Source organism: Pseudomonas sp. 18173, from assembly GCF_050432945.1.
In the GTDB taxonomy this organism is placed as follows: Bacteria; Pseudomonadota; Gammaproteobacteria; order Pseudomonadales; family Pseudomonadaceae; genus Aquipseudomonas.
The window spans coordinates 19,925-45,742 of record NZ_JBKFTN010000017.1 but is presented as its reverse complement, the minus strand read 5'-3'; the positions used below and the strand labels follow the sequence as shown (position 1 = coordinate 45,742).

26 protein-coding genes and 1 pseudogene are annotated in these 25,818 nt (G+C 59.7%); 23 read left to right on the top strand and 4 right to left on the bottom strand.

Annotated elements, in window-relative coordinates:
* Positions 1 to 6 precede the first annotated feature (6 nt).
* The 10 genes and pseudogenes from ACLD1X_RS19260 to ACLD1X_RS19215 form a co-directional block, all read left to right on the top strand.
* Positions 7 to 492 carry a chemotaxis protein CheW gene (locus ACLD1X_RS19260; RefSeq protein WP_007980742.1) on the top strand — a complete coding sequence of 162 codons (486 nt, stop codon included), beginning with the start codon at positions 7 to 9 and terminating at the stop codon, positions 490 to 492.
* Positions 493 to 885, top strand: coding sequence for a DUF2802 domain-containing protein (locus tag ACLD1X_RS19255; RefSeq protein WP_429370337.1), 393 nt, complete (start codon positions 493 to 495; stop codon positions 883 to 885). It abuts the gene before it with no gap.
* Positions 886 to 1,183: 298 nt separating this feature from the next.
* Positions 1,184 to 1,732: a hypothetical protein gene (locus tag ACLD1X_RS19250; RefSeq protein WP_429370335.1), complete on the top strand. Its 549-nt coding sequence runs from the start codon at positions 1,184 to 1,186 to the stop codon at positions 1,730 to 1,732.
* A gap of 326 nt (positions 1,733 to 2,058) precedes the next feature.
* Positions 2,059 to 2,313 (top strand): PAAR domain-containing protein, encoded by a 255-nt coding sequence (locus tag ACLD1X_RS19245; RefSeq protein ID WP_429370333.1) that lies wholly within the window; start codon positions 2,059 to 2,061, stop codon positions 2,311 to 2,313.
* A 9-nt stretch (positions 2,314 to 2,322) separates the two neighbouring features.
* On the top strand, positions 2,323 to 3,402 hold the full coding sequence (locus tag ACLD1X_RS19240) for a hypothetical protein (protein WP_429370331.1): 1,080 nt from the start codon (positions 2,323 to 2,325) through the stop codon (positions 3,400 to 3,402).
* 35 nt (positions 3,403 to 3,437) lie between these two features.
* The gene (locus tag ACLD1X_RS19235) at positions 3,438 to 6,314 is read left to right on the top strand and encodes a type VI secretion system Vgr family protein (protein ID WP_429370329.1); all 2,877 of its coding nucleotides are present in this window, start codon (positions 3,438 to 3,440) and stop codon (positions 6,312 to 6,314) included.
* A 2-nt stretch (positions 6,315 to 6,316) separates the two neighbouring features.
* On the top strand, positions 6,317 to 8,278 hold the full coding sequence (locus ACLD1X_RS19230) for a phospholipase D-like domain-containing protein (protein ID WP_429370327.1): 1,962 nt from the start codon (positions 6,317 to 6,319) through the stop codon (positions 8,276 to 8,278).
* Between the two features lie 3 nt (positions 8,279 to 8,281).
* Complete coding sequence (locus ACLD1X_RS19225; RefSeq protein WP_429370325.1) at positions 8,282 to 9,313, top strand: DUF6396 domain-containing protein; 1,032 nt, start codon at positions 8,282 to 8,284, stop codon at positions 9,311 to 9,313.
* 87 nt (positions 9,314 to 9,400) lie between these two features.
* Positions 9,401 to 10,465: a DUF6396 domain-containing protein gene (locus tag ACLD1X_RS19220; protein ID WP_429370323.1), complete on the top strand. Its 1,065-nt coding sequence runs from the start codon at positions 9,401 to 9,403 to the stop codon at positions 10,463 to 10,465.
* Positions 10,466 to 10,506: 41 nt separating this feature from the next.
* Positions 10,507 to 10,575: pseudogene (locus tag ACLD1X_RS19215) on the top strand (DUF2802 domain-containing protein); the annotation flags it as partial.
* Positions 10,576 to 10,754: 179 nt separating this feature from the next.
* On the opposite strand, the gene ACLD1X_RS19210 reads toward ACLD1X_RS19215, so the two are convergent.
* Positions 10,755 to 11,084, bottom strand: a complete 330-nt coding sequence (locus tag ACLD1X_RS19210; RefSeq protein WP_429370321.1) for an EscU/YscU/HrcU family type III secretion system export apparatus switch protein — start codon at positions 11,082 to 11,084, stop codon at positions 10,755 to 10,757.
* Positions 11,081 to 12,655, bottom strand: a complete 1,575-nt coding sequence (locus ACLD1X_RS19205) for a flagellar hook-length control protein FliK (protein ID WP_429370319.1) — start codon at positions 12,653 to 12,655, stop codon at positions 11,081 to 11,083. Before ACLD1X_RS19205 ends, ACLD1X_RS19210 begins: the two co-directional genes overlap by 4 nt.
* Positions 12,656 to 12,854: 199 nt before the next feature.
* On the opposite strand from ACLD1X_RS19205, the gene ccmA reads away from it, so the two are divergent.
* From ccmA to phnN, 11 genes are all read left to right on the top strand, one after another.
* On the top strand, positions 12,855 to 13,490 hold the full coding sequence (gene ccmA / locus ACLD1X_RS19200; protein WP_429370317.1) for a cytochrome c biogenesis heme-transporting ATPase CcmA: 636 nt from the start codon (positions 12,855 to 12,857) through the stop codon (positions 13,488 to 13,490).
* Positions 13,487 to 14,155, top strand: coding sequence for a heme exporter protein CcmB (gene ccmB / locus ACLD1X_RS19195; RefSeq protein ID WP_007980754.1), 669 nt, complete (start codon positions 13,487 to 13,489; stop codon positions 14,153 to 14,155). The genes ccmA and ccmB overlap by 4 nt, the downstream gene beginning before the upstream one ends.
* Before the next feature lie 73 nt (positions 14,156 to 14,228).
* On the top strand, positions 14,229 to 14,984 hold the full coding sequence (locus ACLD1X_RS19190; RefSeq protein ID WP_008000403.1) for a heme ABC transporter permease: 756 nt from the start codon (positions 14,229 to 14,231) through the stop codon (positions 14,982 to 14,984).
* Positions 14,981 to 15,157 (top strand): heme exporter protein CcmD, encoded by a 177-nt coding sequence (gene ccmD / locus ACLD1X_RS19185; RefSeq protein ID WP_007980758.1) that lies wholly within the window; start codon positions 14,981 to 14,983, stop codon positions 15,155 to 15,157. The genes ACLD1X_RS19190 and ccmD overlap by 4 nt, the downstream gene beginning before the upstream one ends.
* Positions 15,154 to 15,609: a cytochrome c maturation protein CcmE gene (gene ccmE / locus ACLD1X_RS19180; RefSeq protein ID WP_008020317.1), complete on the top strand. Its 456-nt coding sequence runs from the start codon at positions 15,154 to 15,156 to the stop codon at positions 15,607 to 15,609. Before ccmD ends, ccmE begins: the two co-directional genes overlap by 4 nt.
* A 3-nt stretch (positions 15,610 to 15,612) precedes the next feature.
* On the top strand, positions 15,613 to 17,601 hold the full coding sequence (locus ACLD1X_RS19175; protein WP_429370313.1) for a heme lyase CcmF/NrfE family subunit: 1,989 nt from the start codon (positions 15,613 to 15,615) through the stop codon (positions 17,599 to 17,601).
* Positions 17,598 to 18,134 carry a DsbE family thiol:disulfide interchange protein gene (locus ACLD1X_RS19170; RefSeq protein ID WP_429370311.1) on the top strand — a complete coding sequence of 179 codons (537 nt, stop codon included), beginning with the start codon at positions 17,598 to 17,600 and terminating at the stop codon, positions 18,132 to 18,134. Before ACLD1X_RS19175 ends, ACLD1X_RS19170 begins: the two co-directional genes overlap by 4 nt.
* On the top strand, positions 18,131 to 18,604 hold the full coding sequence (locus ACLD1X_RS19165) for a cytochrome c-type biogenesis protein (protein WP_429370309.1): 474 nt from the start codon (positions 18,131 to 18,133) through the stop codon (positions 18,602 to 18,604). Before ACLD1X_RS19170 ends, ACLD1X_RS19165 begins: the two co-directional genes overlap by 4 nt.
* A complete protein-coding gene (gene ccmI, locus ACLD1X_RS19160; RefSeq protein WP_429370307.1) occupies positions 18,597 to 19,799 on the top strand; it encodes a c-type cytochrome biogenesis protein CcmI in 1,203 nt (400 codons plus the stop codon). Before ACLD1X_RS19165 ends, ccmI begins: the two co-directional genes overlap by 8 nt.
* 15 nt (positions 19,800 to 19,814) lie before the next feature.
* On the top strand, positions 19,815 to 20,222 hold the full coding sequence (locus tag ACLD1X_RS19155; protein ID WP_429370305.1) for a hypothetical protein: 408 nt from the start codon (positions 19,815 to 19,817) through the stop codon (positions 20,220 to 20,222).
* Positions 20,223 to 21,391: 1,169 nt separating this feature from the next.
* The gene (gene phnN, locus ACLD1X_RS19150; RefSeq protein WP_429370303.1) at positions 21,392 to 21,943 is read left to right on the top strand and encodes a phosphonate metabolism protein/1,5-bisphosphokinase (PRPP-forming) PhnN; all 552 of its coding nucleotides are present in this window, start codon (positions 21,392 to 21,394) and stop codon (positions 21,941 to 21,943) included.
* A gap of 91 nt (positions 21,944 to 22,034) precedes the next feature.
* Here phnN and ACLD1X_RS19145 read toward each other — a convergent pair whose 3' ends face one another.
* Positions 22,035 to 23,240 carry an MFS transporter gene (locus tag ACLD1X_RS19145; protein WP_429370301.1) on the bottom strand — a complete coding sequence of 402 codons (1,206 nt, stop codon included), beginning with the start codon at positions 23,238 to 23,240 and terminating at the stop codon, positions 22,035 to 22,037.
* Positions 23,241 to 23,475: 235 nt separating this feature from the next.
* Here ACLD1X_RS19145 and ACLD1X_RS19140 point away from each other — a divergent pair, with 235 nt between their 5' ends.
* Both ACLD1X_RS19140 and ACLD1X_RS19135 read left to right on the top strand, forming a co-directional pair.
* A complete protein-coding gene (locus ACLD1X_RS19140) occupies positions 23,476 to 24,105 on the top strand; it encodes a hypothetical protein (protein WP_429370299.1) in 630 nt (209 codons plus the stop codon).
* Between the two features lie 106 nt (positions 24,106 to 24,211).
* Positions 24,212 to 24,655 carry a hypothetical protein gene (locus ACLD1X_RS19135; protein WP_429370297.1) on the top strand — a complete coding sequence of 148 codons (444 nt, stop codon included), beginning with the start codon at positions 24,212 to 24,214 and terminating at the stop codon, positions 24,653 to 24,655.
* A 129-nt stretch (positions 24,656 to 24,784) separates the two neighbouring features.
* On the opposite strand, the gene ACLD1X_RS19130 is transcribed toward ACLD1X_RS19135, so the two are convergent.
* The gene (locus ACLD1X_RS19130; RefSeq protein ID WP_413428523.1) at positions 24,785 to 25,783 is read right to left on the bottom strand and encodes a sulfate ABC transporter substrate-binding protein; all 999 of its coding nucleotides are present in this window, start codon (positions 25,781 to 25,783) and stop codon (positions 24,785 to 24,787) included.
* Between the last annotated feature and the right edge of the window lie 35 nt (positions 25,784 to 25,818).

Below are 25,818 nucleotides of genomic sequence, written 5' to 3'. Positions count from 1 at the left end.
CAGGGTATGAATGATAAGGCGACGGCGGCAAAAGGTTCCGAAGATCCGATCCTGCAATGGGTCACCTTCAAGCTGGACAACGAGACCTACGGCATCAACGTGATGCGCGTTCAGGAAGTCCTGCGCTACACCGAAATCGCCCCGGTCCCGGGCGCACCGAGCTACGTGCTGGGCATCATCAACCTGCGCGGCAACGTCGTCACCGTGATCGACACCCGTCAGCGCTTCGGCCTGATGAATGCCGAAATCAGCGATAACACCCGTATCGTCATCATCGAAGCCGACAAGCAAGTGGTCGGGATCATGGTCGACAGCGTGGCCGAAGTGGTTTACCTGCGTCAGTCGGAAATCGAAACCGCGCCGAACGTGGGTAACGAAGAGTCCGCCAAGTTCATCCAGGGCGTGTGCAACAAGAACAACGAATTGCTCATCCTGGTCGAGCTCGACAAGATGATGAGCGAAGAAGAATGGTCGGAACTGGAGAGTATCTGATTGATTCTCGAGGTTGCGGTCATTGTCCTGTTCCTGTTCTGGGCAGGCACGCTGGCAATGTTCCTGGCGTACATTCGCAGTCAAAAACAGATCGCCGTGCAACTGGCCCAGGGTGATGCGCTGCGCGATCAGCGCATCAAGGACCTGGGCAAACGCGTCGAGGACTACCAGAGCGGCAATGTGCGCATGGGTGAAGACCTGCATGAACTGCGCGCAATCGTCGCGCCATTGCCGGACAAACTCGCCCAGCTGGAACAGCGTGATCCTTCCAGCCTGTCGTTTGCCCAGGCGGCACGACTGGTCGGGATGGGCGCCAGCGTCGACGAACTGACCCAGTCCTGCGGCCTGACCCAGGCTGAGGCGGAGTTGATGAGCAAGTTGCACAGGAACTGAGTTTTGCGATCTGGCTGAAATCACTTTCGCGAGCAGGCTCGCTCCCACAGTAGTTCTATGTCGGACACAAAAGATGTGTTCACTGAAGATCAACTGTGGGAGCGAGCCTGCTCGCGAAGGCGTCCTCGAATCCGCAGCGATCATCCCCGCGATCCAACGCATCCCCATCATCCTCAGACAGGTAGTACGCCGTCGTAGTCTCCTGCCTATGGCGTTCTCAGATCCCGCCGTCTTGTGATCGCAGCCCGCCATCAGTAGTTTGATCATCCAGTTCAAATATTCAGTGCCAGGGAGGCTTATGATCGACATTCTGCGCGGTACACCGCTGTGGGTTTATGCGGTATTTCTTATTCTGAGTTACTACGGTGTCATCGCCTGTTTCAGGAGCCATGTTTCGAAAAGGTCCTTGCAGATATCACCAGTGATATTCGTGGCCCTGTCCCTCGCATCCCTGAATCCCTCCCAGGACGTTGCAATCCAGTTTTCATCCTGTGCGGTGGGTTTACTGGTGGGGTGGTGGTGGGCGCTACGCTTTTTTTCGTACTGCAATATCAAGCGCGAAGGGGAGCGCCTGGTTCTGCCAGGCACGATCAGGGTGCTGATTGTGTATTGGGTCTTCTTTGCCTGGCGTTATTACGGCGGCTACCAGGCGGCCATGTATCCGGAACTGGCCAATGAAGTGTCAACGGTGGCAGGGGCTGCGCTGGGGGCAGGCCTTATCAATGGCTTGATTGTTGGCCGCAGTCTCAGGCTTTTGCGTTTTTTCAAGGTTGAAAAAGAAGACATTGCACAAAAACGGTTGGAAACCTGTAGGAGCGAGCCTGCTCGCGATGGACGTCAACGATGACGCGGGCTTCCTGGAGAAATGCGGCGCTCGCGATGGCGTCCTCGAATTCGCAGTCGTCTTCCCCGCGCTTGGTGATGTCCTTCTCCACCATCAGCACATCCGGATCCAGCCCCGCATCCACGACTGCAACCCCAGAGTATCCATCTTCGTGATCTTGGGCAGGTTTGTGCCTAGGAAGCGGCCCACGTGATCCTAGGACTCGGACTACTTGATTTGAGGAATGTGCCGACTTGAGGCGGTCGGGTTCCGTCAGTACCGTGCGCTTCTTGTATTTACTCTTGGTTTTGGGCTGATGACCTGCCCATGTTCCAGCGCGGAAGATCACCATGCGACCGATCATCGTAATCAACGACCCGACCTCTGATGGAGGGCGAGTGTGTGAAGGATCGCCCTGGACGGATATCAACGGTTTCGCGGTTGCGAGAGTCGGTGATCGAGTCTTGTGTCCGCACGGGGAATGCATGATCGAAAGTGGTGATGAAACACTGCTGGTCGATGACAGGGCAGTTGCTCGTGACGGTGACCTGACTTCCTGCGGTGCAAGGCTGTCAGCTACGCAAAAGGACACTGGCCTTCTCTAAGGAACAGAGATGGAATATCGAAGAAGTATCTACGATCGGATCTCCGAACGGCGGTTGGCAGCGCAGGAGGCGCAACGTCTGGCGGACGCGGCATTTCCCGCGGGGGATTTCACCTCCAGCTGCGTCAGCATTGCGCGGACCTGGGTCTGGCTACCGTGCGGCGTTTTTGACGCACCGTTGCCCGTGAGCGAACTGGCAGGGATGCGTACCGACTTCTCTCACGACCCACGCCTGCTTGATGCACGCGGACTGCGACGACCGATTTGCCGTCTCGCCACTCCCGCCGCGGGATGGCCAGCGGTCGAGGCGTTTGAGCGTTCCAGTCAAATCCTGCAGGGCGCTCTGAATAAATGGGCGCCGGCATTCCGGGATGCAATCGACTGGTCGAACACCCGCGTCGTGTTGTTCGCTCCAGACGCTGTCGATGCGACGGACTGGATTGATCGAGCCGAGAACCTGTGGCCTCGGGAGCTGATGCCTCTGCGTGGTTTTGACCTGCAGACCCGAGCTCCGGGGCAGTGGTTGCCCGAGGTCCTTGGTCACAGTGCCGGGCCGCAATACCTGTTGTGCCTGAGTCTGGACACATGGGTCTGCAAGGAGCAGGCGTTGTGTTGCGCACCTGACGAGATGGCTGGCGAAGCGGTCAGCGCGGTGTTGCTGCGTCGCCAGCCGAAGCTTGCCGACCCGCGGACCGACAGCGCTCTGAAACTGTTTGCGCCGATCCAGCTGGATCACCAGGCGCGCACTGCACAGTCGCGTACCGACACGCAAACCCTTGAGCTGTTGATGGCAAAGCTATGCGAGCTCACGGCCATCGATCCGGCACGCGTCGGCGCGCTGATCGGGGAGGGTGCACTGGGTGGCAACCGCCTCACCCAGCTCGGCGAATACGCCCGGAATTTCTTGCCTGGCCTGGACTTCGAGCGCCAGGTTCGACTCAACACAATAGCCGCCCGGTTCGGGCCTGTGACCGAACAATGGGTGCAAATCGGCCTCGCCTGGATGATCGCAAGCGCTGAACCTGGCTTCGCCGTGTGGATACTGGATCGCACGTTACCCGACCAGACCCGGGGCTGGCTGATCGGTTGAAGCCTCATGGACTTGAGATGCAGGGAGTATGAACGGTGAATTCAATCACAGACGCCGCATTGGCCACGTTTGCCCAGCCGTTGAGCCAGGCTGAACGCTTGTTGCAACTGACGACGCCCCAAGGGCAGGAACTGTTCGCGTTGCGAGCCCATGCCCGGGAACGATTGGGCCGGGTGCCTCGCTATACGGTTGACGTGATCAACCAGGCCACGGAATTCGATCCGGAACATCTCATCGGCCAGGCCGTGCAACTGGGCATCAAACTGGACGACGGTAGTTTGAGCCCCAGGCATGGCTGGGTGGAAAGCGTGCGATACCTGGGGAGTGATGGCGGTCTGGACGACTGGCAACTGGTCTTCGCTCCCTGGTTCAGCTTGCTGGAGTACCGTGTGGATTGCCGGATCTGGCAGCAATTGAGTCTTCCCGACATCCTCGCTGAAGTGTTCCAGCATTACAGCCAGGCACGTGGCGCGTACCGCTTCGAACTGGTACGGGAATATCCGCCACTGTCCTACGTCACCCAGTTCAACGAGACCGATGCCCATTTCGTGCAGCGCTGGTGCGAACAGGAAGGTTTGTTCTGGTATGTGGAGCATGCGCTCGATAGCCACTGCATCGTCTTCACCGACCATGTCATCTTTTTACCGACCCTGAACCCGTCGGCCCTGCGTTTTCATACGCAACAGGCCGCTGACCGGCAAGACAGCATTACCCAATGGAGCCCGGGTGCCCGATTGCTCAATGGCGTGGTGCAATCAAGCAGCAATGATTACCTCTGTCATGCCCGATCACAAATGACCCGGACCCCGGCGTTGCCTGCATCTTCGGCGCCACCAGACCTCGAGCGTTATCAATACCGTGGGCAATATGCCTGGCAAAACCCGGACCATGGTGACTGGCTGAGCCGCGTGCAGATTGAACAGGACGAATCGGCTGCCAGACGTATCCATGGGCAAGGTGGCGTGCGCCACATGCAACCCGGTCATGGTTTCGAGCTGACCCAACATCCCCTGTACGAATTCAGGACGGTCAAGGAGCGCCAGTTCCTGATCATCGCAGTCGAGTTCTTTGCCCAGAGCAATCTGCCGGTCGGCACGCAGCGCGTCAGCCCGCCCGGTAGCCTGAAAGCGCTTTTTGATGCTGAGCAGAGTCATGCGCTGCATGCAGTGGGTAGCGAAGGTTTCTACCTGAACCGCTTTGAAAGCCAACACCTGGGCATTGCCTATCGCAGCCCTTTCGCCCATGCCAAACCGGCCAACCCCGGCCCACAGACCGCCGTCGTCGTGACCCCGAGCGGTCGCGAGGTCTTTACCGACAAACTCAACCGTATCTGCGTGCGCTTTCATTGGGACCGTTTGCTCAAGGACGGTGAGCTGGGGTCATGCTGGCTGCGCATGATGCAGGCCAGCAGTGGTGAGGGCTGGGGGAGTGTGAACGTGCCACGTTCGGGGGAGGAGGTCGTGGTGACGTTCCTCGACAACGACATCGACCGTCCCCTGGTGATGGGGCAGGTCTATGGCGGACACAAGCCGGCCTGGCACTCAAGCGGGTTGATGAGTGGTTACAAGAGCCAGGAGATCAAAGGGCGGGGCTACAACCAATGGGTGATGGACGATTCCACCGGCCAGGTACGGACCCAGATCCACAGCAGTCATGGTCACAGCCAGTTGAACCTCGGTTATCTGATCGACCAGCAGGGCAATCAGCGTGGCGCCCTGCGGGGCACGGGGTTTGAGTTGCGCACCGATGCCTACGGTGCCTTGCGCGCGCAGCAAGGTTTGTATCTCAGCACCTGGCCACGCACCAATGCGCAAGGTGGCCAGGTCGATGTCCAGGAAGCCCGGACGCAACTGACGAACGCACAAGAGCGGGTCAAGGCATTGTCCGAGGCCGCTCGACAGCACAACGCCCTGCCGATGCAGGGAAGTGTCGATAGCCTCGATCAGCTTGAAGTCGATACCCGGCTGGACTATGGCAGCGAAGACGAGTACCTCGCCAATACTCCCCGGCAACCCCGCAATGGCGGCGACACCGATGCGGCGATCAACAGTGGTGGCCGTGGCCGAACGGCCGGCTTTCACAAGCCGCTATTGATCGCTTCAGCGCCTGCCGACATCGTCACTGCGACCCCGCAAAATACCCACGTACATAGCGGCAAACAGTTGACCTTCTCGAGCGGAGAGGACATCAACCTGGCCAGCGGCCAGTCATTGCTGGCCAGTGTTGCCCAGAGCATCAGCCTGTTCGCCAAGGCCGCTGGCGCCAGGCTGTTTGCGGCCAAGGGCAAGATTGAAATACAGGCTCAGAGCGATGCCATCGAGCTCACTGCCCAGGACAGCGTGCGTATCACATCGACCGCGCGCTCCGTCGAGATTGCCGCCCAGGATGAAATCCTGCTGACCAGCGGTGGCGCCTACATCCGCATCAAGGACGGCAACATCGACATCCATGCGCCCGGCACCGTTGATGTGAGGGGCGTGAAAAAGTCCTTCAAGGGCCCGGCACAACTCAACCGCGATCACCCTGCATGGCCGGCAGGCTCGGTCAGGCAGTCACTGATGTTGGCGGTCGGGCAAAGCAGTGCCGCAGGTTTTCAGCCTTGGGTGGGCATGCCTTACACGCTCTTTGCCGATGGGGTTCAGGCCGCGAGCGGCGTCATGGACGGCAGTGGCCGGATTGCTGTCGAGCACCACGTCACCACCAGCCGTTATCACATCGAACTGGCCAACGGCATCAGCTACGAGGTGCCGGTGGGCGGCGATTACCTGGGAGAACCGGGCAATGCCGAACGGGCCAACCAGGGTTTCCACCGTCATGAGCGCCAACCTCAACCGGGCGACACGCCGCTGGACAGCGCTAGCCGGTTCTGCCTGGCCTACACCCGATTGAACACACCAGAATCGGAGGCTTGAAGATGACCAGACCCACGATCACTGTCCCGATCGCCACGAGCAAGACCAGTTCCTGCCAGCTCAACCTGCCGTGGTTCGTGCCGTGCACCGAATACGACCCGGTGCCTGCCACCTTCGAGCCGCTGGTGAACGGCGAGCGCGCTTTCGGTTCGGTTTATGACGCTATCGCTTGCGCCAGAAGCAGCGTGGAAATCATCTGTTGGGGTTTCCAGCCGTCGATGTACTTCAAGCGCGGGAACGCCAGTTCGCTGTGCATTGGCGATCTGCTGATCAAGAAAGCCCAGGAAGGCGTTCAAGTGCGGATCCTGTGTTGGTACGACACGTTACGCCTTGCCCAGACTTCGGAAAACCCGACGCCTGGCGACAACGTCTCCAACTGGTTCGGCAGGTACAGGCAGAACCGCAACGATGCACAAATCGAATATGACAAGATGTGGTATCGCCAGATCCGGCTGGCCTACACAGGCGCCGAAACCGGCCCCATCGAACTGGGCCAGCGTTTCTTTCGCCTGATGCAATGGGGCAACGATCCCTCTCTGAGCATCAAGAACATCGAATTCGTCACTCGCGACTTCGGCTTGCTGGATTGTGCGGAAATTGCCTGGCGGCTGACCTTGAGGGCGCTAGACAAGGATCGCGACACGACCAACAAAGTCATGAGTTCGGTGGCCATGGTTGCCGAACCGAGCCACCACCAGAAAATGGTGCTGGTGGACTACGAGCAACCGGAGGTCGCTGTCGGGTTTGTGATGGGGCACAACACGCTGGATGCCTATTGGGACAATGATGATCACAGTCACGAGCGACACCATGCGAAGTTCGGACGCAATGGCGAAACGCCCCGGCAGGATATTTCCAGCCGAGTGACCGGTCCGGTGCTTGAGTTTTTGAACGACAACTTCTGCACCGCCTGGAAAAAGGAAACCCGCATCGACCTGCTGGGCGCTCGTCAGCACATCGCCGAACAACTGCGCGTGCGGCCAGGCTACGGGCCTCCCGTCATGGCGCAGATACTCAGGACCCAAAGCCAGGAAAACATCCGGGACATCGAGAAGGTCTACCTGAAGGCCGTCAACAACGCGACCCGATTCATCTACATCGAGAACCAGTACTTTCGCTGGCCACCGCTGGCGGAAAAGATCAAGAGCGTCGTGCAGAACCTGCTCAATGGGGGCCGCGATCTTGAAAAAGACGGGCCGCTGTACCTGTTCGTCGTGACCAACTCCTCCAGCGAGGCCATGGGCGATGGCTCGGTCAATACTTTCCGCATGTTGAAGCAGTTGGGCCGTCCTGAGCTGATGCCGGGTGTTGCCAAGGCCGAGCGGCGTGACGATCTGCTGGCCGAACTTGCTCAAGCCAGGCTGGCCGAGCGCCTGGCTTTCATCAACGCACGCATTTTCAAGGATCAACGCGATACCGATCATGACCAGGCGGCGGCCAGTTACTACAAAAACCTGAATGACAACCTGGAGCGTGCACGCGCCAAAGTGGCGCAGCTTGAAAAAGAGTTTCACAAGAAGGACCAGTCCGTCATTTCACCCACGGAAATTCCCGGCCTGAAAGTGCACATTTGTACCCTGGTGGCACCAGATTCCCCGCCAGGAAACTGGATGGATGTGTATGTGCACAGCAAGTTGATGATTATCGATGACGTGTTCACCACGCTGGGTTCCGCCAACATCAATACACGCAGCATGCAGGTGGACAGCGAGTTGAATATTTGTATTGAGGATCCTGCGGTGACGAGGCCGTTGAGGGAGCATTTGTTTGGGGTGCATACGGGGGGGAGGGCGACGGGGAGTGATATGAAAAATGTATACGATAAATGGAAACAAATCGTTGGCAAAAACGATGAGCGAAGAACGCGTAGCTTGCAAAGAAAAACTGTAATGGATTCAAAGTCTCCGATCGCATCATTGGTTGAATTTTTGCAAGAGAGTCCTGTCAGGAAGAATTGGGACTAAGTGATGAAAAAACAATTTGTTATTTTGTTTTTGTGTTTTTCCATCTTGGGTTGTTCAAAAAAGGATGAAAGTATGCTGGATGCCTCACAGACAGATTTTGCCTACAGTAGATTGGAATTTAAGTGCGTATATGAGCGCGATTCATTACCGGTGTTGGGTCAGGACGCGGACGTCTTGTATCGGTATGGCCTTTACTTGGAAAAGCGTAAAGGGCAGAAGGATTACGACGAGATCGCCCGCTATTATCGGATCGCGGCTGCACACGATCATTACAAGGCCGCGACCAATCTGCAATTCCTGCTGTCAACCGGACAAGCCCGCTCTCCTGACGCGAGTAAAGAGGTCATCGATCTGGCCGAATTTTATATTGCTCAAGGTATCCCGGGGGCTTATTACGACATGGCGCATTACCTGGAGTTGGGTTATGGCGTCAAACAGGATGTCGCGGCCTCCAGAGCCTATTTTCGGCGAGCGGCCGACTTGGGGAATCCGGACGCCCAATACTACATAGGCAGACTTCTATCCTATGTACCCAATACGGCCGAAATCATGCTGGCGATGTACAAGTGTGCGATGGAACAAGGTAATCGCTCGGCGGGAAGAAAATACGCAATTTATTCGCAAGGTTCAGAGCTATACCAAGAAGCTCTACAAGGCTTCCAAATAGCAATTCGCAATGGCGATGACAGTAGTGCTAGTCAACTTGCGAGTGCCTTTGAAGGACCGCCAGCGTCCGATGAGCTGTACTATCTGGCTGTTCAGCAAGATGATGAACGCGTTGATCGATACAATAAAGTCAGCGATTTCCTGACGCGACACGAACACCTCGGGGCAAAAGTCCCTGATTTGGATGACATCGTCCCACTCCCACCTGCGGCCCTCCCCGAATGGGACGGTACCTTCCAATGGAAACGAGAGCGTGACTCGGCTGTACCCATCATTCCATCAGCAGAGTTGATCGAAAAACTCAGCGCCGAAAAGGGACTTGATCCCGCTATGGGCTTGCCGCTGCCAAAACCCACCGGGAACACCTGACCATTGCCGTCGGGGGGATGCGTCCGGTTGGGCAGTTCGCAGGAAGAGGGTTGATGATGGATAAGTTGTTAATAATCGAGTGAAGTTATGCAGGAAAACTTAATAAATAATCGGATAGGGGCTATTAAGCTGCTACTGGCATTGTTCAGTTTCTTGATGGTCATGGCCTGCTCAAAAAAAGAAGAGCAGGTGCCTGATGCCGCGTCGGTGGACTTTGCCTACAGCAGGCTGGAATTCAAGTGCGCATATGAGCGCAATTCGTTGCCTGTGTTGAGCCAGGATGCGGACGTTTTCTATCGGTATGGCCTTTATCTGGAAAAGCGTAAAGGACAGAAGGATTACGACGAGATCGCCCGCTATTATCGTATCGCGGCTGCGCATGACCACTATAAGGCCGCGACCAATCTGCAGTTCCTGCTGTCAACCGGACAAGCTCGCTCTCCTGACGCGAATAAAGAGGTCATCGATCTGGCCGAGTATTATGTTGCTCAAGGCATCCCCGGGGCTTATTACGACATGGCGCATTACCTGGAGTTGGGTTACGGTGTCAAACAGGATATCGCGGCCTCCAGAGCCTACTTTCGTCGGGCGGCCGACTTGGGAAATCCGGACGCTCAGTATTACATAGGCAGACTTTTGTCCTATGTACCCAATACTGCTGATATCATGCAGGCGATGTACAAGTGTGCGCTGGAGCAAGGCAATCGATTGGCGGGAAGAAATTACTCAAGCTACTCGAAAGTCACCGGGCATTATCAAGAGGCACAGCAAGGCTACCAAGCAGCTACCCGAAATGGCGACGATCTGAGTGCGTATAGTCTCGCTAATGCATTCAAGGGACCACCTGCTTCTAATGAATTAAGCTATCTGGCTTTGCAGCAAGATGACGAACGTGTTGATCGATACAATAAAATCAGCGATTTCCTGACACGTCATGAACATTTAGGCGCAAAAATTCCAGATCTGGATGACATCGTCCCACTCCCACCTGCGGCCCTCCCCGAATGGGACGGTACCTTCCAATGGAAACGAGAGCGTGACTCGGCTGTACCCATCATTCCATCAGCAGAGTTGATCGAAAAACTCAGCGCCGAAAAGGGACTTGATCCCGCCACGGGCTTGCCGCTGCCAAAATCCACCAGGAGCCTGTAATTAATGCTGCTCCTGCAACTGCACGTGATGGTGGGCATGGGCTGACCCAGTCCTGCGGATTGACCCAGGCTGAGGCGGAGTTGATGAGCAAGTTGCACAAGAGCGGCTAGAACACTGTAGGAGCGAGCCAGCTCGCGATGGACGTCAACGATGACGCGGGCTTCCTGGAGAGACGCGGCGCTCGTGCCTCCATCGCGAGCAAGCTCGCTCCTACAGTTGTTCCATGTCGGACATGGAATAAGAGTTCATCTGTGGGAGCGAGCCTGCTCGCGATGGCGGCCTCGAATCCTCAGTAGTCTTCCCCGCGCTCGGTAATGTCCTTCTCCACCATCAACGCATCCGTCCCCATCCCCGCCGGAAATTTCCCCTTCAGATTCCAAGCAAACGCAATGATCTCGGCAATCGTCAGATAGAGCTCCTGCGGAATGCTGTCCCCCAGTTCCATGCGCGCCAGCAGTCTCACCAGTTCGGCGTTTTCGTAGATTGGCACTTGGCAGTCGCGGGCGATCCGCAGGATTTCTTCGGCCAGCTCTTCGTCGCCCTTGGCGGTGAGGGTGGGGGCGTGGGTGCCGTCGTATTTGAGGGCGATGGCCTGGCGTGGGGCGTTGGGGTTTTTCATGCGGTGTCATCCACCCAGCGTTGTTCGAGGCGGGTTTGCGGGCCTTGGGGTGGTGTGCCGAGGTGGCAATCGAGGTCGCCGACGTTCAGGCCGGCGGACAGCAAGCGGTCACGCAGCGCGCCCAGATTTTTTTCGATCAGGCTGGCGGTGTAAGGCCGCTCTGCCCAGAGCTGGCTGGAGAGGCTGCCCTTGATCAGTTGCGCCTGAATTTGCAGCGGCCCCAAAGGCTCCATGGCGAAGGCCAACTCCACACGCCACAGCTGTTGTTTGGGTTCGCGTTCTTCGCGACGCTCCTTTGGCTGTTCTTTTTCGGGCGCATCCTCACGCTGGAACTTGACCTGCAATGGCACGATGTCCTGCATGTTGCGCATCGGGATTTCCAGCTGCCAGGTGCTCATCAGCCGTCCGTCGGCGGTGACGCCGGTTTGTTCCAGGCTCGACAGCTGGTGGCTTTGCAGGCGTGAAACCGCAGCGGCGGCCAAACGCAGCAGGTGCTCAAGATCGTCTTCGCCTTCCGCGCTTTGCAACAGGCGTTCAGGCAGCGGGAATCCGGTTGGCGACGGTTTGGCACTGACCTGACCGAGCATGCCCAAGGCATTGCGGACAAAATTCGGCATGGCCTGGACCAGGGTATTGGCGGCGATGATCGCGCCGAGGCTGGTATTGGCCGGCAACCCCTGACTCAGTTGTGCAACCAGTTTGAGCAGGTCGCCTTTGATGTCCGGTGCGAGTGTCGGGTTTTGCCCGGTCAGCAGCTTGCTTTCGAGAAACACGCCGCTGCTGGCCAACGCCTGGGCCAGGCCCTTGGGGGTGCTCAGTTGCTGGACATCCGGCAGGCCGGCGAGCAGCCGGGTAGCGGCGCTGCGCAATTCAACGGAAGTCTGGTCCGAGGCCGGCAAGTCCTGCAGGACCTTGAGCAAGCCGTCCAGCGAGCCCTGGCGGCTTTGCTGGTCGACCAGTTGCCGGGTCACGGCCAGTTGTTCCTGGCGGTTGCTCAGTGGCACGAAACTCAGGGTCTGGGCGTCCTGCACCTGCGCGCTCAACAAGGTGCCGATGCGCAAGGGCTGGGGACTGTCGATGCTCAGGGTACTGCCGCTCAGTGCGGTATTGAGCAGGCTCACCATCGAGCGGAACACCAACGGCTGGCCGGGTACCTGCGGCAGAACCTGCGAGGTCAATACCTTGCCCTGCAGCAGGGTGCCAGCGGGCAATTGCGCGGTGTCGAGGCGGGTGAGGGTGGCGACGCTGGAGGCAATGGCCTGTTGCACCGTCACCGCCAGGTTACCGGCCGAGGGTTGGCTGACCACCAGCGTGGTGCCCTGGGCCAGCGGTTGATTGCCGGTGGTCTGGACCGTGGTCTGGCGGCCGCTGTCGAGGGTGACCTTGAGCAGCATCTGGAAAGTCTGATCCGCCTGCTTGAGCGACAACACTTCGGCCTGGGCGGTTTGACCGACGCTGATCAACCCCTCCACCGGCGTCAGCAATTTGAGCAACTCACCGCTGATCACTTGCACACGCGAAGCCACCGGGACGGTTTGCGGTAGCGGGAGGATGTTCATTTCGCCTGTCATACGCGGTCACAACCTGAGGAAAATGCACTCTTTAGAGTAAGGTCTGGCATGTATAATGCCGCGCCGTTGTATCCAAAAATGGCGAAAATTTTGCAATTGTTTGACGCAGCTCTCTAGAACAAGACGTCATTGCATCTATGCTGCATCTCTTTAACGGCCGCGCCAGTGCCGACTTGAACCGTATAAGGCCCGTGAACCCTTGACCAGTCCAGTCCTGCAAACCGTTGCCCTTGCCTGTGAGCGAGACCTTCGGCTGCTCTTCGAAAATCTCGATTTGAGACTGGCCAGTGGCGAAATGGTGCAAATCAGCGGCCCCAACGGCAGTGGCAAGACCAGCCTGCTGCGCCTGCTTTCAGGTTTGATGCACCCGACCGCCGGTCAAGTGTTGCTCAATGGCAAGCCCCTTGATGAGCAGCGCACCGAGCTGGCGCGCAACCTGCTGTGGATCGGCCATGCGGCGGGAATCAAGGATTTGCTGACACCGGAAGAGAACCTGAGCTGGCTCTGCGCCCTGCATCAACCGGCCTCCCATGAAGCGATCTGGCAAGCCCTGGCAGCGGTCGGATTGCGCGGTTTCGAAGACGTTCCCTGCCACACCCTGTCCGCTGGCCAGCGGCGTCGCGTCGCACTGGCGCGCTTGTATCTGGACAGCCCGCCGCTGTGGATCCTCGATGAACCCTTTACCGCCCTCGACAAGCAGGGCGTGGCGCAACTCGAAGAACACCTGGCCGCTCACTGCGAACGTGGCGGCATGGTGGTGTTGACCACCCACCACACGCTGGGCCGGATGCCGGCCGCTTATCGCGACATCGACCTGGGGAATTGGGCCGTATGAGTGTCTTTGGCCTGTTGGTCGCCCGTGAGGCCCGTCTGCTGTTCCGCCGTCCCGCGGAGCTAGCCAATCCGCTGGTGTTTTTTGCCATCGTGGTTTCCCTGTTCCCGTTGGCGGTCGGCCCTGAGTCTCAATTGTTGCAAACCTTGTCTCCGGGGTTGGTCTGGGTCGCGGCACTTTTATCGGTTTTGCTCTCGCTGGACGGGCTTTTTCGCAGTGATTTCGAGGACGGATCCCTTGAGCAGTGGGTCCTTTCGCCGCACCCCCTGGCTCTTCTGGTTTTGGCCAAAGTGCTGGCACACTGGGCTTTTTCCGGCCTGGCACTGGTTTTGCTCGCACCCTTGCTGGCGCTGATGCTCGGTTTGCCTGCCGCCTGTCTGCCGGTGTTGCTGCTTTCGCTGCTGCTCGGTACACCGGTACTGAGCCTGCTCGGTGCGGTGGGTGCGGCACTGACGGTGGGTTTGAAGCGTGGTGGCCTGTTACTGGCACTGCTGATTCTGCCGTTGTACATCCCGGTATTGATCCTTGGCAGTGGCGCCTTGCAGGCGGCCTTGCAGGGCATGCCGGCGACCGGTTATCTCCTGTGGCTTGGTAGCCTGACCGCCCTGGCGATAACCCTGACACCTTTTGCAATAGCTGCTGGCCTGAAGATCAGCGTCGGCGAATAATGAGGTCTGGTTAAAAAATGACCAGTAAAGACCCTGGCTCTTCACAGTAAAGAGCAACCGTGATGGAAACAGTATGAACTGGACGTGGTTTCACAAGCTTGGCTCGCCCAAATGGTTTTACGGCATCAGCGGCAAAATGTTGCCCTGGCTGAGCGTTGCGGCGTTGCTGCTGATCAGCGTTGGCGTGGTCTGGGGCCTGGCCTTCGCGCCGCCGGACTACCAGCAGGGCAACAGCTTTCGCATCATCTATATCCACGTCCCGGCCGCCATGCTGGCGCAGTCCATCTACGTGATGCTGGCGGTGTGCGGCATCGTCGGGCTGGTGTGGAAAATGAAACTGGCCGACGTTGCCCTGCAATGCGCCGCCCCGATTGGCGCCTGGATGACCGCCGTAGCATTGGTCACCGGTGCGATCTGGGGCAAGCCGACCTGGGGCTCGTGGTGGGTCTGGGATGCACGCCTTACGTCTATGCTGATCCTGCTGTTCCTGTACTTCGGTCTGATTGCGCTGGGCAACGCGATCAGCAATCGTGACAGCGCGGCCAAGGCCTGCGCGGTACTGGCGATCGTCGGCGTGATCAACATCCCGATCATCAAGTACTCGGTGGAGTGGTGGAACACCCTGCACCAGGGCGCGACCTTCACCCTCACCGAAAAACCGGCGATGCCCGCCGAAATGTGGCTGCCATTGCTGCTGACGGTGTTGGGCTTCTATTGTTTCTTCGGCGCGGTGTTGCTGCTGCGCATGCGTCTTGAAGTGCTCAAGCGCGAGGCCCGGGCCAGTTGGGTCAAGGCCGAAGTGGAAAACAGCCTGGAGGTCGCTCGATGAGTTTTGCTTCATTCGGCGATTTCATCGCCATGGGTCATCATGGCCTGTATGTCTGGTCAGCCTATGGCATCTGCCTGGCGGTACTGGCCCTCAACGTGGCGGCGCCGATCCTGGCCCGCAAGCGGTATCTGCAACAAGAGGCGCGTCGTTTGCGCCGGGAGAACGGCAAGTGAATCCGCTGCGCAAAAAGCGTCTTATCATCATTCTCGCGATCCTGGTCGGGGTCGGCGCTGCCGTCGGCCTGGCCCTGAGCGCGCTGCAGCAGAACATCAATCTGTTTTACACACCGACCCAGATCGCCAACGGCGAAGCCCCGCTGGACACGCGCATTCGCGCCGGCGGTATGGTCGAGAAAGGCTCGCTGGAGCGTTCCAGCGATTCCCTGGACGTCAAGTTCGTTGTCACCGACTTCAACAAGTCCGTGACCATCACCTATCGTGGCATCCTTCCGGACCTGTTCCGCGAAGGGCAGGGCATCGTCGCCCTGGGCAAGCTCAATGCCGATGGTGTGGTGGTGGCCGATGAAGTGCTGGCCAAACACGATGAGAAGTACATGCCGCCGGAAGTGACCAAGGCGTTGAAAGACAGCGGTCAATCGGCTCCAACGCCCGCGAAGGAGGGTTGATCCATGACATCCGGCATCTTTATTCCCGAACTGGGTCATCTGGCGATGATCCTGGCCCTGTGCTTCGCCCTGGCCCAGGCCGTGGTGCCGCTGCTCGGTGCGTGGCGCAATGATCGCCTGTGGATGAGCCTGGCCCAGCCGGCCGCGTGGGGGCAGTTCACCTTTCTGGTCTTTGCCTTCGGTTGCCTGACCTACGCCTTCATGGTCGATGACTTCTCCGTGGCCTATGTGGCCAACAACTCCAACAGCGCGTTGCCGTGGTACTACAAGTTCAGCGCCGTGTGGGGTGCCCACGAAGGTTCCTTGCTGTTGTGGGCCTTGATTCTCGGTGGCTGGACCTTCGCGGTGTCGGTGTTTTCCCGGCAGCTGCCGCAGGTCATGCTGGCCCGTGTGCTGGCGGTGATGGGCATGATCAGCACCGGTTTCCTGCTGTTCCTGATCATGACCTCCAACCCGTTCAAGCGCATCCTGCCGCAAGTGCCCGGCGACGGTGCCGACCTCAACCCGTTGCTGCAGGACATCGGCCTGATCGTGCACCCGCCGATGCTGTACATGGGCTACGTCGGTTTCTCGGTGGCCTTCGCCTTCGCCATCGCTGCGCTGATGGGCGGTCGCCTGGATGCGGCGTGGGCGCGCTGGTCGCGTCCGTGGACCATTGTCGCCTGGGCGTTCCTCGGCATCGGCATTACCTTGGGTTCGTGGTGGGCGTACTACGAACTCGGCTGGGGTGGCTGGTGGTTCTGGGACCCGGTGGAAAACGCCTCGTTCATGCCATGGCTGGTGGGCACCGCACTGATTCACTCGTTGGCGGTCACGGAAAAACGTGGCGTGTTCAAGAGCTGGACCGTGTTGCTGGCCATCGCTGCGTTCTCGCTGAGCCTGTTGGGTACATTCCTGGTGCGTTCCGGCGTGCTGACGTCGGTGCACGCCTTTGCCTCCGATCCGGAGCGCGGGGTGTTCATCCTGATTTTCCTGCTGTTCGTGGTCGGTGGTTCATTGACCCTGTTCGCCCTGCGCGCGCCGGTGGTCAAGAGCCAGGTGGGCTTCAACCTCTGGTCCCGGGAAACGCTGTTGCTGGGCAACAACCTGGTGCTGGTGGTGGCGGCGTCGATGATTCTGCTCGGCACCTTGTACCCGCTGATTCTGGACGCCATGACCGGCGCCAAGCTGTCGGTCGGCCCGCCGTACTTCAACGCGCTGTTCATTCCGTTGATGGCATTGCTGATGGTGGTGATGGCGGTCGGCGTGATCGTGCGCTGGAAAGACACCCCGGTGAAATGGCTGGTGAGCATGCTGACTCCGGTGTTGCTGGGCAGCGCCGCCATGGCCGTGGTGGCTGGCGTCGCGTACGGCGATTTCAACTGGGCAGTGCTCGCGACCTTCATGCTCGCTGCCTGGGTACTGCTGGCCGGCGCGCGCGACATCGTCGACAAGACCCGACACAAGGGCCTGATCAAAGGCCTGCCAACCCTGACCCGCAGCTACTGGGGCATGCAGATCGCGCACCTGGGCATCGCCGTGTGCGCGCTGGGAGTCGTGCTGTCGAGCCAGAACAGTGCCGAGCGTGACCTGCGCCTGGCGCCGGGCGAGTCCATGGACCTGGCGGGGTATCACTTCATCTTCGAAGGTGCCAAACACTTCGAAGGCCCGAACTTCACTTCCGACAAGGGCACCGTCCGGGTGATCCGCAACGGCAAGGAAGTCAGCGTGCTGCATCCGGAAAAACGCCTGTACACCGTGCAGAACTCGGTGATGACCGAAGCCGGGATCGACGCCGGGTTTACCCGCGACCTCTACGTCGCCCTCGGTGAACCGCTGGGTAACGGCGCCTGGGCGGTGCGTGTGCACGTCAAGCCGTTCGTGCGCTGGATCTGGTTCGGTGGTTTGCTGACAGGTGCAGGCGGGTTGCTGGCGGCGCTGGATCGGCGTTATCGGGTCAAGGTAAAAAGCCGCGTGCGCGAAGCACTGGGCATGTCGGGAGCCACTGCATGAAGCGTTGGTTGATGTTGTTGCCACTGGCGATTTTTCTGGTGGTTGCTGTTTTCCTGTATCGCGGGTTGTACCTCGACCCGGCCGAGCTGCCCTCGGCGATGATCAACAAGCCGTTCCCGGAGTTTTCCCTGCCGGCGGTGCAGGGCGACAAGACCTTGACCCGCGCTGACATTCTCGGCAAACCGGCGCTGGTCAACGTCTGGGGCACCTGGTGCATTTCCTGCCGGGTCGAACACCCGGTGTTGAACAAGCTGGCCCAACAGGGCGTGGTGATCTACGGCATCAACTACAAGGACACCAACGCCGATGCCTTGAAGTGGCTGACGGATTTTCATAACCCGTATGTGCTGGATATCCGTGACGACCAAGGCTCGCTGGGCCTGAACCTCGGTGTCTACGGCGCGCCGGAAACCTTCTTCATCGACGCCAAGGGCATCATCCGTGACAAGTTCGTCGGTGTGATCGACGAGCAGGTCTGGCGCGAAAAGCTGGCGGCCAAGTACCAGGCGCTGGTCGACGAGGCCAAGCCATGAAGCGCTGGATTGCTGCCGCCGTTCTGGGCTTGAGCATGTCGGGCGTGGCCCACGCGGCCATCGACACCTACGAGTTTGCCAAGGAAGGTGATCGTGAGCGTTTTCGCGAGCTGACCAAGGAGCTGCGTTGCCCCAAGTGCCAGAATCAGGACATCGCCGATTCCAACGCACCGATTGCCGCCGACCTGCGCAAAGAGATTTTCCGCATGCTCGGCGAGGGCAAGGACAACCAGCAGATCATCGACTTCATGGTCGATCGCTACGGTGATTTTGTCCGCTACAAACCGGCGCTGAATGCCAAGACCGCCTTGCTCTGGTTCGGCCCCGCCGGCCTGTTGCTGGGCGGTGTGGTGATCATCGCGGTGATCGTCCGCCGTCGTCGCGTGCAACGTGCCGACACCCCGGGCTCGCTTTCTGCCGAGGAGCGCTCGCGCCTCGACCACTTGTTGGATAACACCAAGAATGATTGATTTCTGGCTCGCTGCAGGTCTGCTGCTTCTGGTTGCCCTGAGTTTTCTGTTGATCCCGGTGCTGCGCAGCCGTCGCGCCCAGCGTGAAGAGGATCGTACTGCCCTGAACGTCGCGCTCTATCAGGAGCGCGTGGCTGAGTTGCAGACTCAGCAGGAAGAGGGCGTGCTCGATGCGGCGCAAATGGACGCCGGTCGTGCCGAAGCCGCCCGTGAGTTGCTGGCGGACACCGAAGGCGTCGAAGCGCCGCAGGTCTCGCGCCTGGGCAAACCCTTGCCGCTGCTGGCGGCCATTCTGGTGCCGGTGCTGGGCCTTGGGCTGTACATGCATTACGGTGCCAGCGACAAGGTCGAACTGACCCGCGAATTCTCCCAGGCCCCGAAGACGATGGAGGAGATGACCCAGCGCCTGGAGCGTGCGGTCGCCGCTCAACCGGATTCCGCCGAAGGCACGTACTTCCTCGGTCGCACCTACCTGGCTCAGGATCGCCCGGCGGATGCGGCGAAGATGTTCGAGCGCACGGTGAACCTGGCCGGTCGTCAGCCCGAGCTGCTCGGTCAATGGGCCCAGGCCCAGTACTTCGCCGATGGCAAGAAGTGGTCGGACAAGCTCCAGGCCCTGACCGACGAAGCGCTCAAGGCCGATCCGAACGAAGTCACCAGCCTTGGCCTGCTGGGCATCGCCGCGTTTGAGGGCGAGCGTTATCAGGACGCCATCGATTACTGGAATCGCCTGCTGGCGCAGTTGCCGCCGGACGACAAGTCCCGCGAGGCGCTGCAAGGCGGGATTGTCCGGGCCACGCAGAAGCTGGTGGCCAGTGGCGGCAAGGTTGCGCAGGCACCGGCGGCCAAGGCCTCGGCGTTGCTCAAGGTCAGCGTTGATCTTGCAGCGGACCTCAAGGCCAAGGTCCAGCCCGGCGACAGCGTGTTCATCTTCGCCCGTGCGATCTCCGGTCCTCCGGCTCCGCTGGCGGTCAAGCGCATGACCGTGGCCGACCTGCCGGTGACCGTCGAACTGGGGGATGCCGACGCGATGATGCCGCAATTGAAACTGTCGAACTTCCCTGAAGTCCAACTGGTTGCGCGTATTTCCCGTGCCGGCAAACCCACCGCTGGGGAATGGATCGGTCGCAGCCAGCCCCTGGCCAGCAGCACCACCGCGCCGCAAACACTGACCATCGACAGCCCGGACAAATAACAGGAAAACGCAATCATGACCGCATTCGCTCGTATCACCCTGCTCAGCGTCGTTATGGGGTTAAGCGCTTGTGCGGTCCAGCAACCAGCGGAACATGAGGCACCCCCGCCGATCACGCCGTCGCAGCCGGTTACCAAGCCAGCGCCGTCGACGGTGCCGGGCAAGCCAGCCACGCCGACCAAGCCGGCGAAACCGTTGCCACGTACTTCGGCCAGCTTCGCGCCGCCTCCGGGGGGCAACAGTCACTGGGATCCGAAGCTTGGGGTCTATGTGCTGGATGATCAGCCCAATACCTTCTATCGCCAGCGTACCTATTATCGCTGGGATAACGGCTGGAGCCGGTCGATCAGTCCGAAGGGGCCCTGGGAAGAGACGGACATTCACGGTGTGCCGGGTGGCCTCGGGCGGCAGTTCGGGCAGTAACGGATCAAGGCGACTTTCGGGTCGCCTTTTTTGTGCCTGCTGGTGATTGACGGGTCGCTGTTGGGTCCTGTGGGAGCGAGCCTGCTCCGGGCGGCGTTCCGACGAAGGCGTCCTGACTGAGTACATATCCATTTTGCGGGTAACGGCGACTTAGGGTTTCGCCCTTACGGCGACTCACTTTTTTAACAAGCGCCTTAAAAAAGTAAGCAAAAAAACGCTCGCCCCGAACGTCCGGCCCCTCGCCAGGGCTCGGGGTTCCTTCGCTCCGGCATTCATCCGGGGGCATTGCCCTACGGTTTGCTTCGCTGCACCTCCCTGCAATGTGTTCGGCTGCGCCGAATGGCGCTGCGCGCCAGTCCCCGGATGAACACCTCCGCTCAGCCTGCCGAGGGGGCGGGTGGATCAAGATCAAGAGCGGCAGGCGAGCTAACGCTCGGCCTGTTGAGTGGTGAAGGGCGTGGGTGTACGCCGGTCTGCCTTTGCTCTGCTTTTGCTCTGCTTTTGCTCTGCTTTTGCTCTGCTTTTGCTCTTCTGTGGGAGCGGGCTTGCCCGCGATGGTCGTCAACGATGACGCGGGCTGTCTGAATCCCCGCGGTGTCCCGGCGTTTTTCGCGAGCAGGCTCGCTCCTACAGGGGGGCGCGGTCAATTTTGGTCAGGTCGGCTGTCAGGCCGCCTCGCTTTTGCTTTGGCTTTTGAGGTGTACGCCCCCTCGAGAGGCTTCGTTCCGGTTCTGCGCAGTGGGCAACCCGGCATGGATGCCGGGTTAGCCGCGTACGGCCATGGATGGCCGATCGCGGCGGGCCCACGGAGCAGGACCGGAGCGAGGGAATGCCGAGCCTTGGCGAGGCACCGAACGTCAGGGGCAGAGCGTTTTGGTTACTTTGCGCCGGGCCGCGCAGGCTTTTCCAAAGTGACCCGCCGTAAAGGCGGAACCGCTAGCCGCCGTTACCGAAGAAACGGATATGTACACCGGAAAAAAACACATCGCCCAACACCCGACATCGGATTGACCTGCGCTGCCTATACCGTGATCCGCTGGAAAACCCGCTGGTGCAACCGGTATCGGTGATGGATCATACGCCGGGCCTGCGGGCCGATCTGATGCAAGCGCAATCAGACAGTCGCCGTGGCTACGGCAAACAAGGTGAAAATTGAAGAGGTGGGTTTGATGGCGGGCAGGTTGATCTATCTCATCGGGCCTTCAGGTTCGGGCAAGGACAGCCTGCTGGATGCTGCGCGAGCACGGTTGGCCGAACGCGGCTGTCGCATTGTTCGGCGGGTCATCACGCGCTCGGCCGAAGCCGTGGGAGAAGCGGCGCTGGGCGTCAGTGCACAGCAGTTCGCCGATATGGAGGCCCTGGGCGCGTTTGCCTTGAGCTGGCACGCCAATGGCTTGTCCTATGGCATCCCGCGGGAAATCGACGATTGGCTGGCCGCCGGGCAAAACGTACTGGTCAATGGCTCTCGCGGGCATTTGCAGAACACGCGCCTGCGCTATCCGAACGCGCTGGTGCTGCTGTTGACGGTGGATCAGGCGGTACTGCGCCAGCGCTTGCTGGAGCGCGGGCGGGAATCGCCGATCGAGATCGATCAGCGGCTGGCGCGCAATGCCCGATTCAGCGAGCAATTGCTGGCGCAGGACCCGGCCGTGCACGTGCTCGACAACTCCGGACCACTTGAGCAAACGGTCGAACGGTTGCTGGGTTGCATTGACGAATAACACCCAGCAGTACCCAGTCCTTCCTCCTCCCTACAAGTCCTGGCATACAAGCGAGCTTGCTCCAGGCGGCGGTCCGACCGGGTTTTGCGGCTTACGCCGTTGCCAGCGAAACCTTTGGCGAAACACTCAGGAACCGCAGCAGTGCCAACAATGGAAACGCACTGCCGACGATCACGATCCACAACCAGCCACCGTGTTCGTACACCGCGCTGGCCACCGAAGAGCCAAAGGCGCCGCCGATGAAGATGCTGGTCATGTACAGCGCATTCAGGCGGCTGCGGCTTTTGCCGTCGAGGGCGTAGACCGCACGCTGGCCGAGGACCATGTTCATCTGCACGCAGAAGTCGAGCACCACGCCGGTCACGGCCAGGCCGATGACGCTGTAGGCCGGATGGATGAACGCCGGCAGAAAACTCAGGCTGGCGAACAGCAGGGCCAGCAATGACGCGATGCGGGTGTGCCCGGCATCGGCCAGGCGTCCGGCGATCGGGGCGGCAATGGCGCCGATGGCGCCCACCAGCGCGAAAATCGCGATCTCGCTTTGCGACAAACCGTGATTGCGCGCCAGCTCCAGCGGCACGGCGGTCCAGAACAGGCTGAAGGTGGCAAACATGCAGCCCTGGTAAAACGCGCGCTGGCGCAGCACCGGCTGCTTGCGCAACAACGTCCACAGCGAGCCCAGCAATTGGCCATAGGACGCGCTGTGATCAGGTTCCCGCTTGGGAATGGTCAGTGCCAGCACGATGCTGATGGCCGCCATCAACAGCGCGGCAATCACAAACATCGCCCGCCAGCCGAAGTGATCGGCCACCACGCTGGACACCGGCCGGGCCAGCAGGATGCCAAGCAACAAACCGCCCATGATTGCACCCACCACACGGCCACGGGTTTCCTCCGGCGCCAGATGCGCGGCCAACGGAATCAGGATTTGCACCGAAACCGAACTGAACCCCACCAACAGCGAAATCAGCAAGAACACGTTCGGTTGATCGGTGAACGCCGCACCCAGCAGGCTGACAATCGCCACCAGCGTGGTGATGATCATCAACCGGCGGTTCTCCAGCAAGTCTCCCAACGGCACCAGGAAAAACAGACCCAGCGCATAGCCGATCTGAGTCAGGGACACGATCAGGCTGGCCATGGCATTGCTCAGGCCGATGTCCGGAGCGATCAGGCCGATGATCGGCTGGGCGTAGTAGATGTTGGCGACAATGGCGCCGCAGCAGAAGGCGAACAGCAGCACCATGCCTCGGGTCATAGTCGCGGTGCCGTGGGGTACCTGGGTCGCTGGGTTCATAACGGGTCTCGCTGTACGGAAAGGATTGCGCGCAGGCTAATGGGCTGACTGAAACGGCGGAAGCGGGATTGGAGTGATAGTAATCATTCCGTTGCGGAATGATTGACGGACGCTTGTGTCGTGCGCCGAAGTGCCTTGCGTCAAAACATCGAAGGTGAATGATACATTCACTTACATCTTGTTCGATAGCGTGCTTATGTTCTCACTCCAAGTCATATAACCGGAGGGGCGCTCCATGAATGCGATGTTCCGTCAGCTGATTCGCTGCGTTTCAGTTGTCTCCTTGATCAGCCTCTTCAACGCAGGCCTGGTCCAGGCCGAAGACGCACCGGGCACGCGCATCGGTGTGCGCGGCGAGATCACCGGCGTCAGCCAGGACGTTCTGAATGTCCATGCCAACAGCGGCGACAACGTGGTGATCAATCTGACCAAGGACACCAAGGTCCGCGCCGTGACCTTGGCCAACATCGAAGACATCAAGCCCGGCAGCTACATTGGCTCGGCAGCCATTCCTCAGGAGGATGGCACTCTCAAGGCCCTGGAGGTCCACGTTTTCCCGCCGGAACTGGCCGGCAGTGGCGACGGTCATCGGCCGTTTGACCTGGTCAAGGGCAGCAGCATGACCAACGGCAGCGTCGGCGACCTGGTGGTGAGCAATGGTCGGGTGTTGACCGTCAACTACAAGGGCGGCCAACAGAAGATCCTGGTGCCCGAGGACGTACCCATCGTCAACCTGACGCCAGCCGATCGCAGCCTGTTGAAGGCAGGCGTGAAGATCGTGACTTTTGTGACGCAGGGTGCTGACGGCACGCTTACCGCTCAATCCATCTCGGCGGGCAAGGATGGCGTGACTCCGCCGATGTAGCCGGTACGTGGCGACCGACCATCCGAAGAAAAACCCGCAGCGCCCCGATAGCTAGAATCTACAGGGGGGATCACTTCAATGTGTCCTTACAAGCGGGAGTATCACGATGAAAATCGTATCTTCGCTGGCGTTAGTCGTAGCAGTCGGCGGGCTCTGTGGATGTTCGACAGTGCCTGACAACCAGGTCACCAATGTTCCCCTGAAAGGCACCTCGGCCAATGTCGGGAACATCGGCCGGCCGATCATGATGCCCAGTGGGCATGACACCGTGTTCTGGTTTGCGGTCAGTGGCGAGCCCATGGGCAGTGCGTTACCGGGTCGTCTGCTGGCTTACATCTACCCCGGCAGTTGCGAGAACCTGGGCGCAAAGCCGGCCTATGACATGAACGACGGACCCAATGCACGGTTCTATTCGGCGGCGGCGCACCAGTATTTCTGGAAAAGCGCACCGGTCGCCGTCGAGACTCTTCGAGCCGGCGGCTATGCCCTGGTGGTGCGTGAAAACCCGGCCGATGGTCACCAGGCTATTTTCTGCGGCAACCTGAGCTGAAACAGCAGGTGAAAAAACTGTGGGAGCGGGCTTGCTCGCGAAGGCGGCGCAACAGTCGACATCAATGTTGAATGTGATGGCCTCTTCGCGAGCAAGCCCGCTCCCACAGGCGTTGCAGTGTTCAGATCATCACTGACCGCTGTAGATCTGGTCGAAAACCCCGCCATCATTGAAGTGGGTCTTCTGCACGGTGCGCCAGTCACCGAAGGTCTTCTCCACGGACAGGAAGTCCACTTTCGGGAAGCGGTCGGTGTACTTGGCCAGCACCGCAGGGTCACGCGGGCGCAGGTAGTTCGCTGCTGCAATCTCCTGGCCTTCCGGCGACCACAGGTACTTCAGGTACTCCTCGGCGGCGGCGCGGGTGCCTTTCTTGTCGACTGATTTGTCGACCACCGACACCGGTGGTTCGGCTTCGGCGGAGACGCTTGGGTAGATGACTTCGAACTGATCACGGCCGAACTCGCGGGCGATCATTTCCGCTTCGTTCTCGAAGGTCACCAGCACGTCGCCGATCTGGTTGGTCATGAAGGTAGTGGTGGCGGCACGGCCGCCGGTGTCGAGTACCGGCGCCTGCTTGAACAGCTTGCCGACGAATTCCTTCGCCTTGTTCTCATCGCCGCCGTTTTTCAGCACGTAGCCCCACGCCGAGAGGTAGGTGTAGCGACCGTTGCCGGAGGTCTTCGGGTTCGGCACGACGACCTGGACGCCGTCCTTGAGCAGGTCCGGCCAGTCCTTCAGGGCTTTCGGGTTGCCCTTGCGCACGATGAACACGGTGGCCGAGGTAAATGGCGCGCTGTTGTTCGGCAGGCGCGTGACCCAGTTGTCCGGGACCAGTTTGCCGTTGTCGGCCAGGGCGTTGATGTCGGTGGCCATGTTCATGGTGATCACGTCAGCCGGCAAGCCGTCGATGACCGAACGTGCCTGTTTGCTGGAGCCGCCGAAGGACATTTGCAGCGTGATGTTTTCGTTGTGCTCGGCTTGCCAGTGTTTCTGGAACGCAGTGTTGTAGTCCTTGTAGAAATCGCGCATCACGTCGTAGGAAACGTTGAGCAGGGTCGGTGCAGCCTGGGCGATGTTGCCCAGGGCCAGGCCAGCGGCGAGAAGTGAGGCGCCAAAGAGTTTTTTCACTGCGCAGTCCTTGTTCTTTGTGTAGGAGTCGCCGC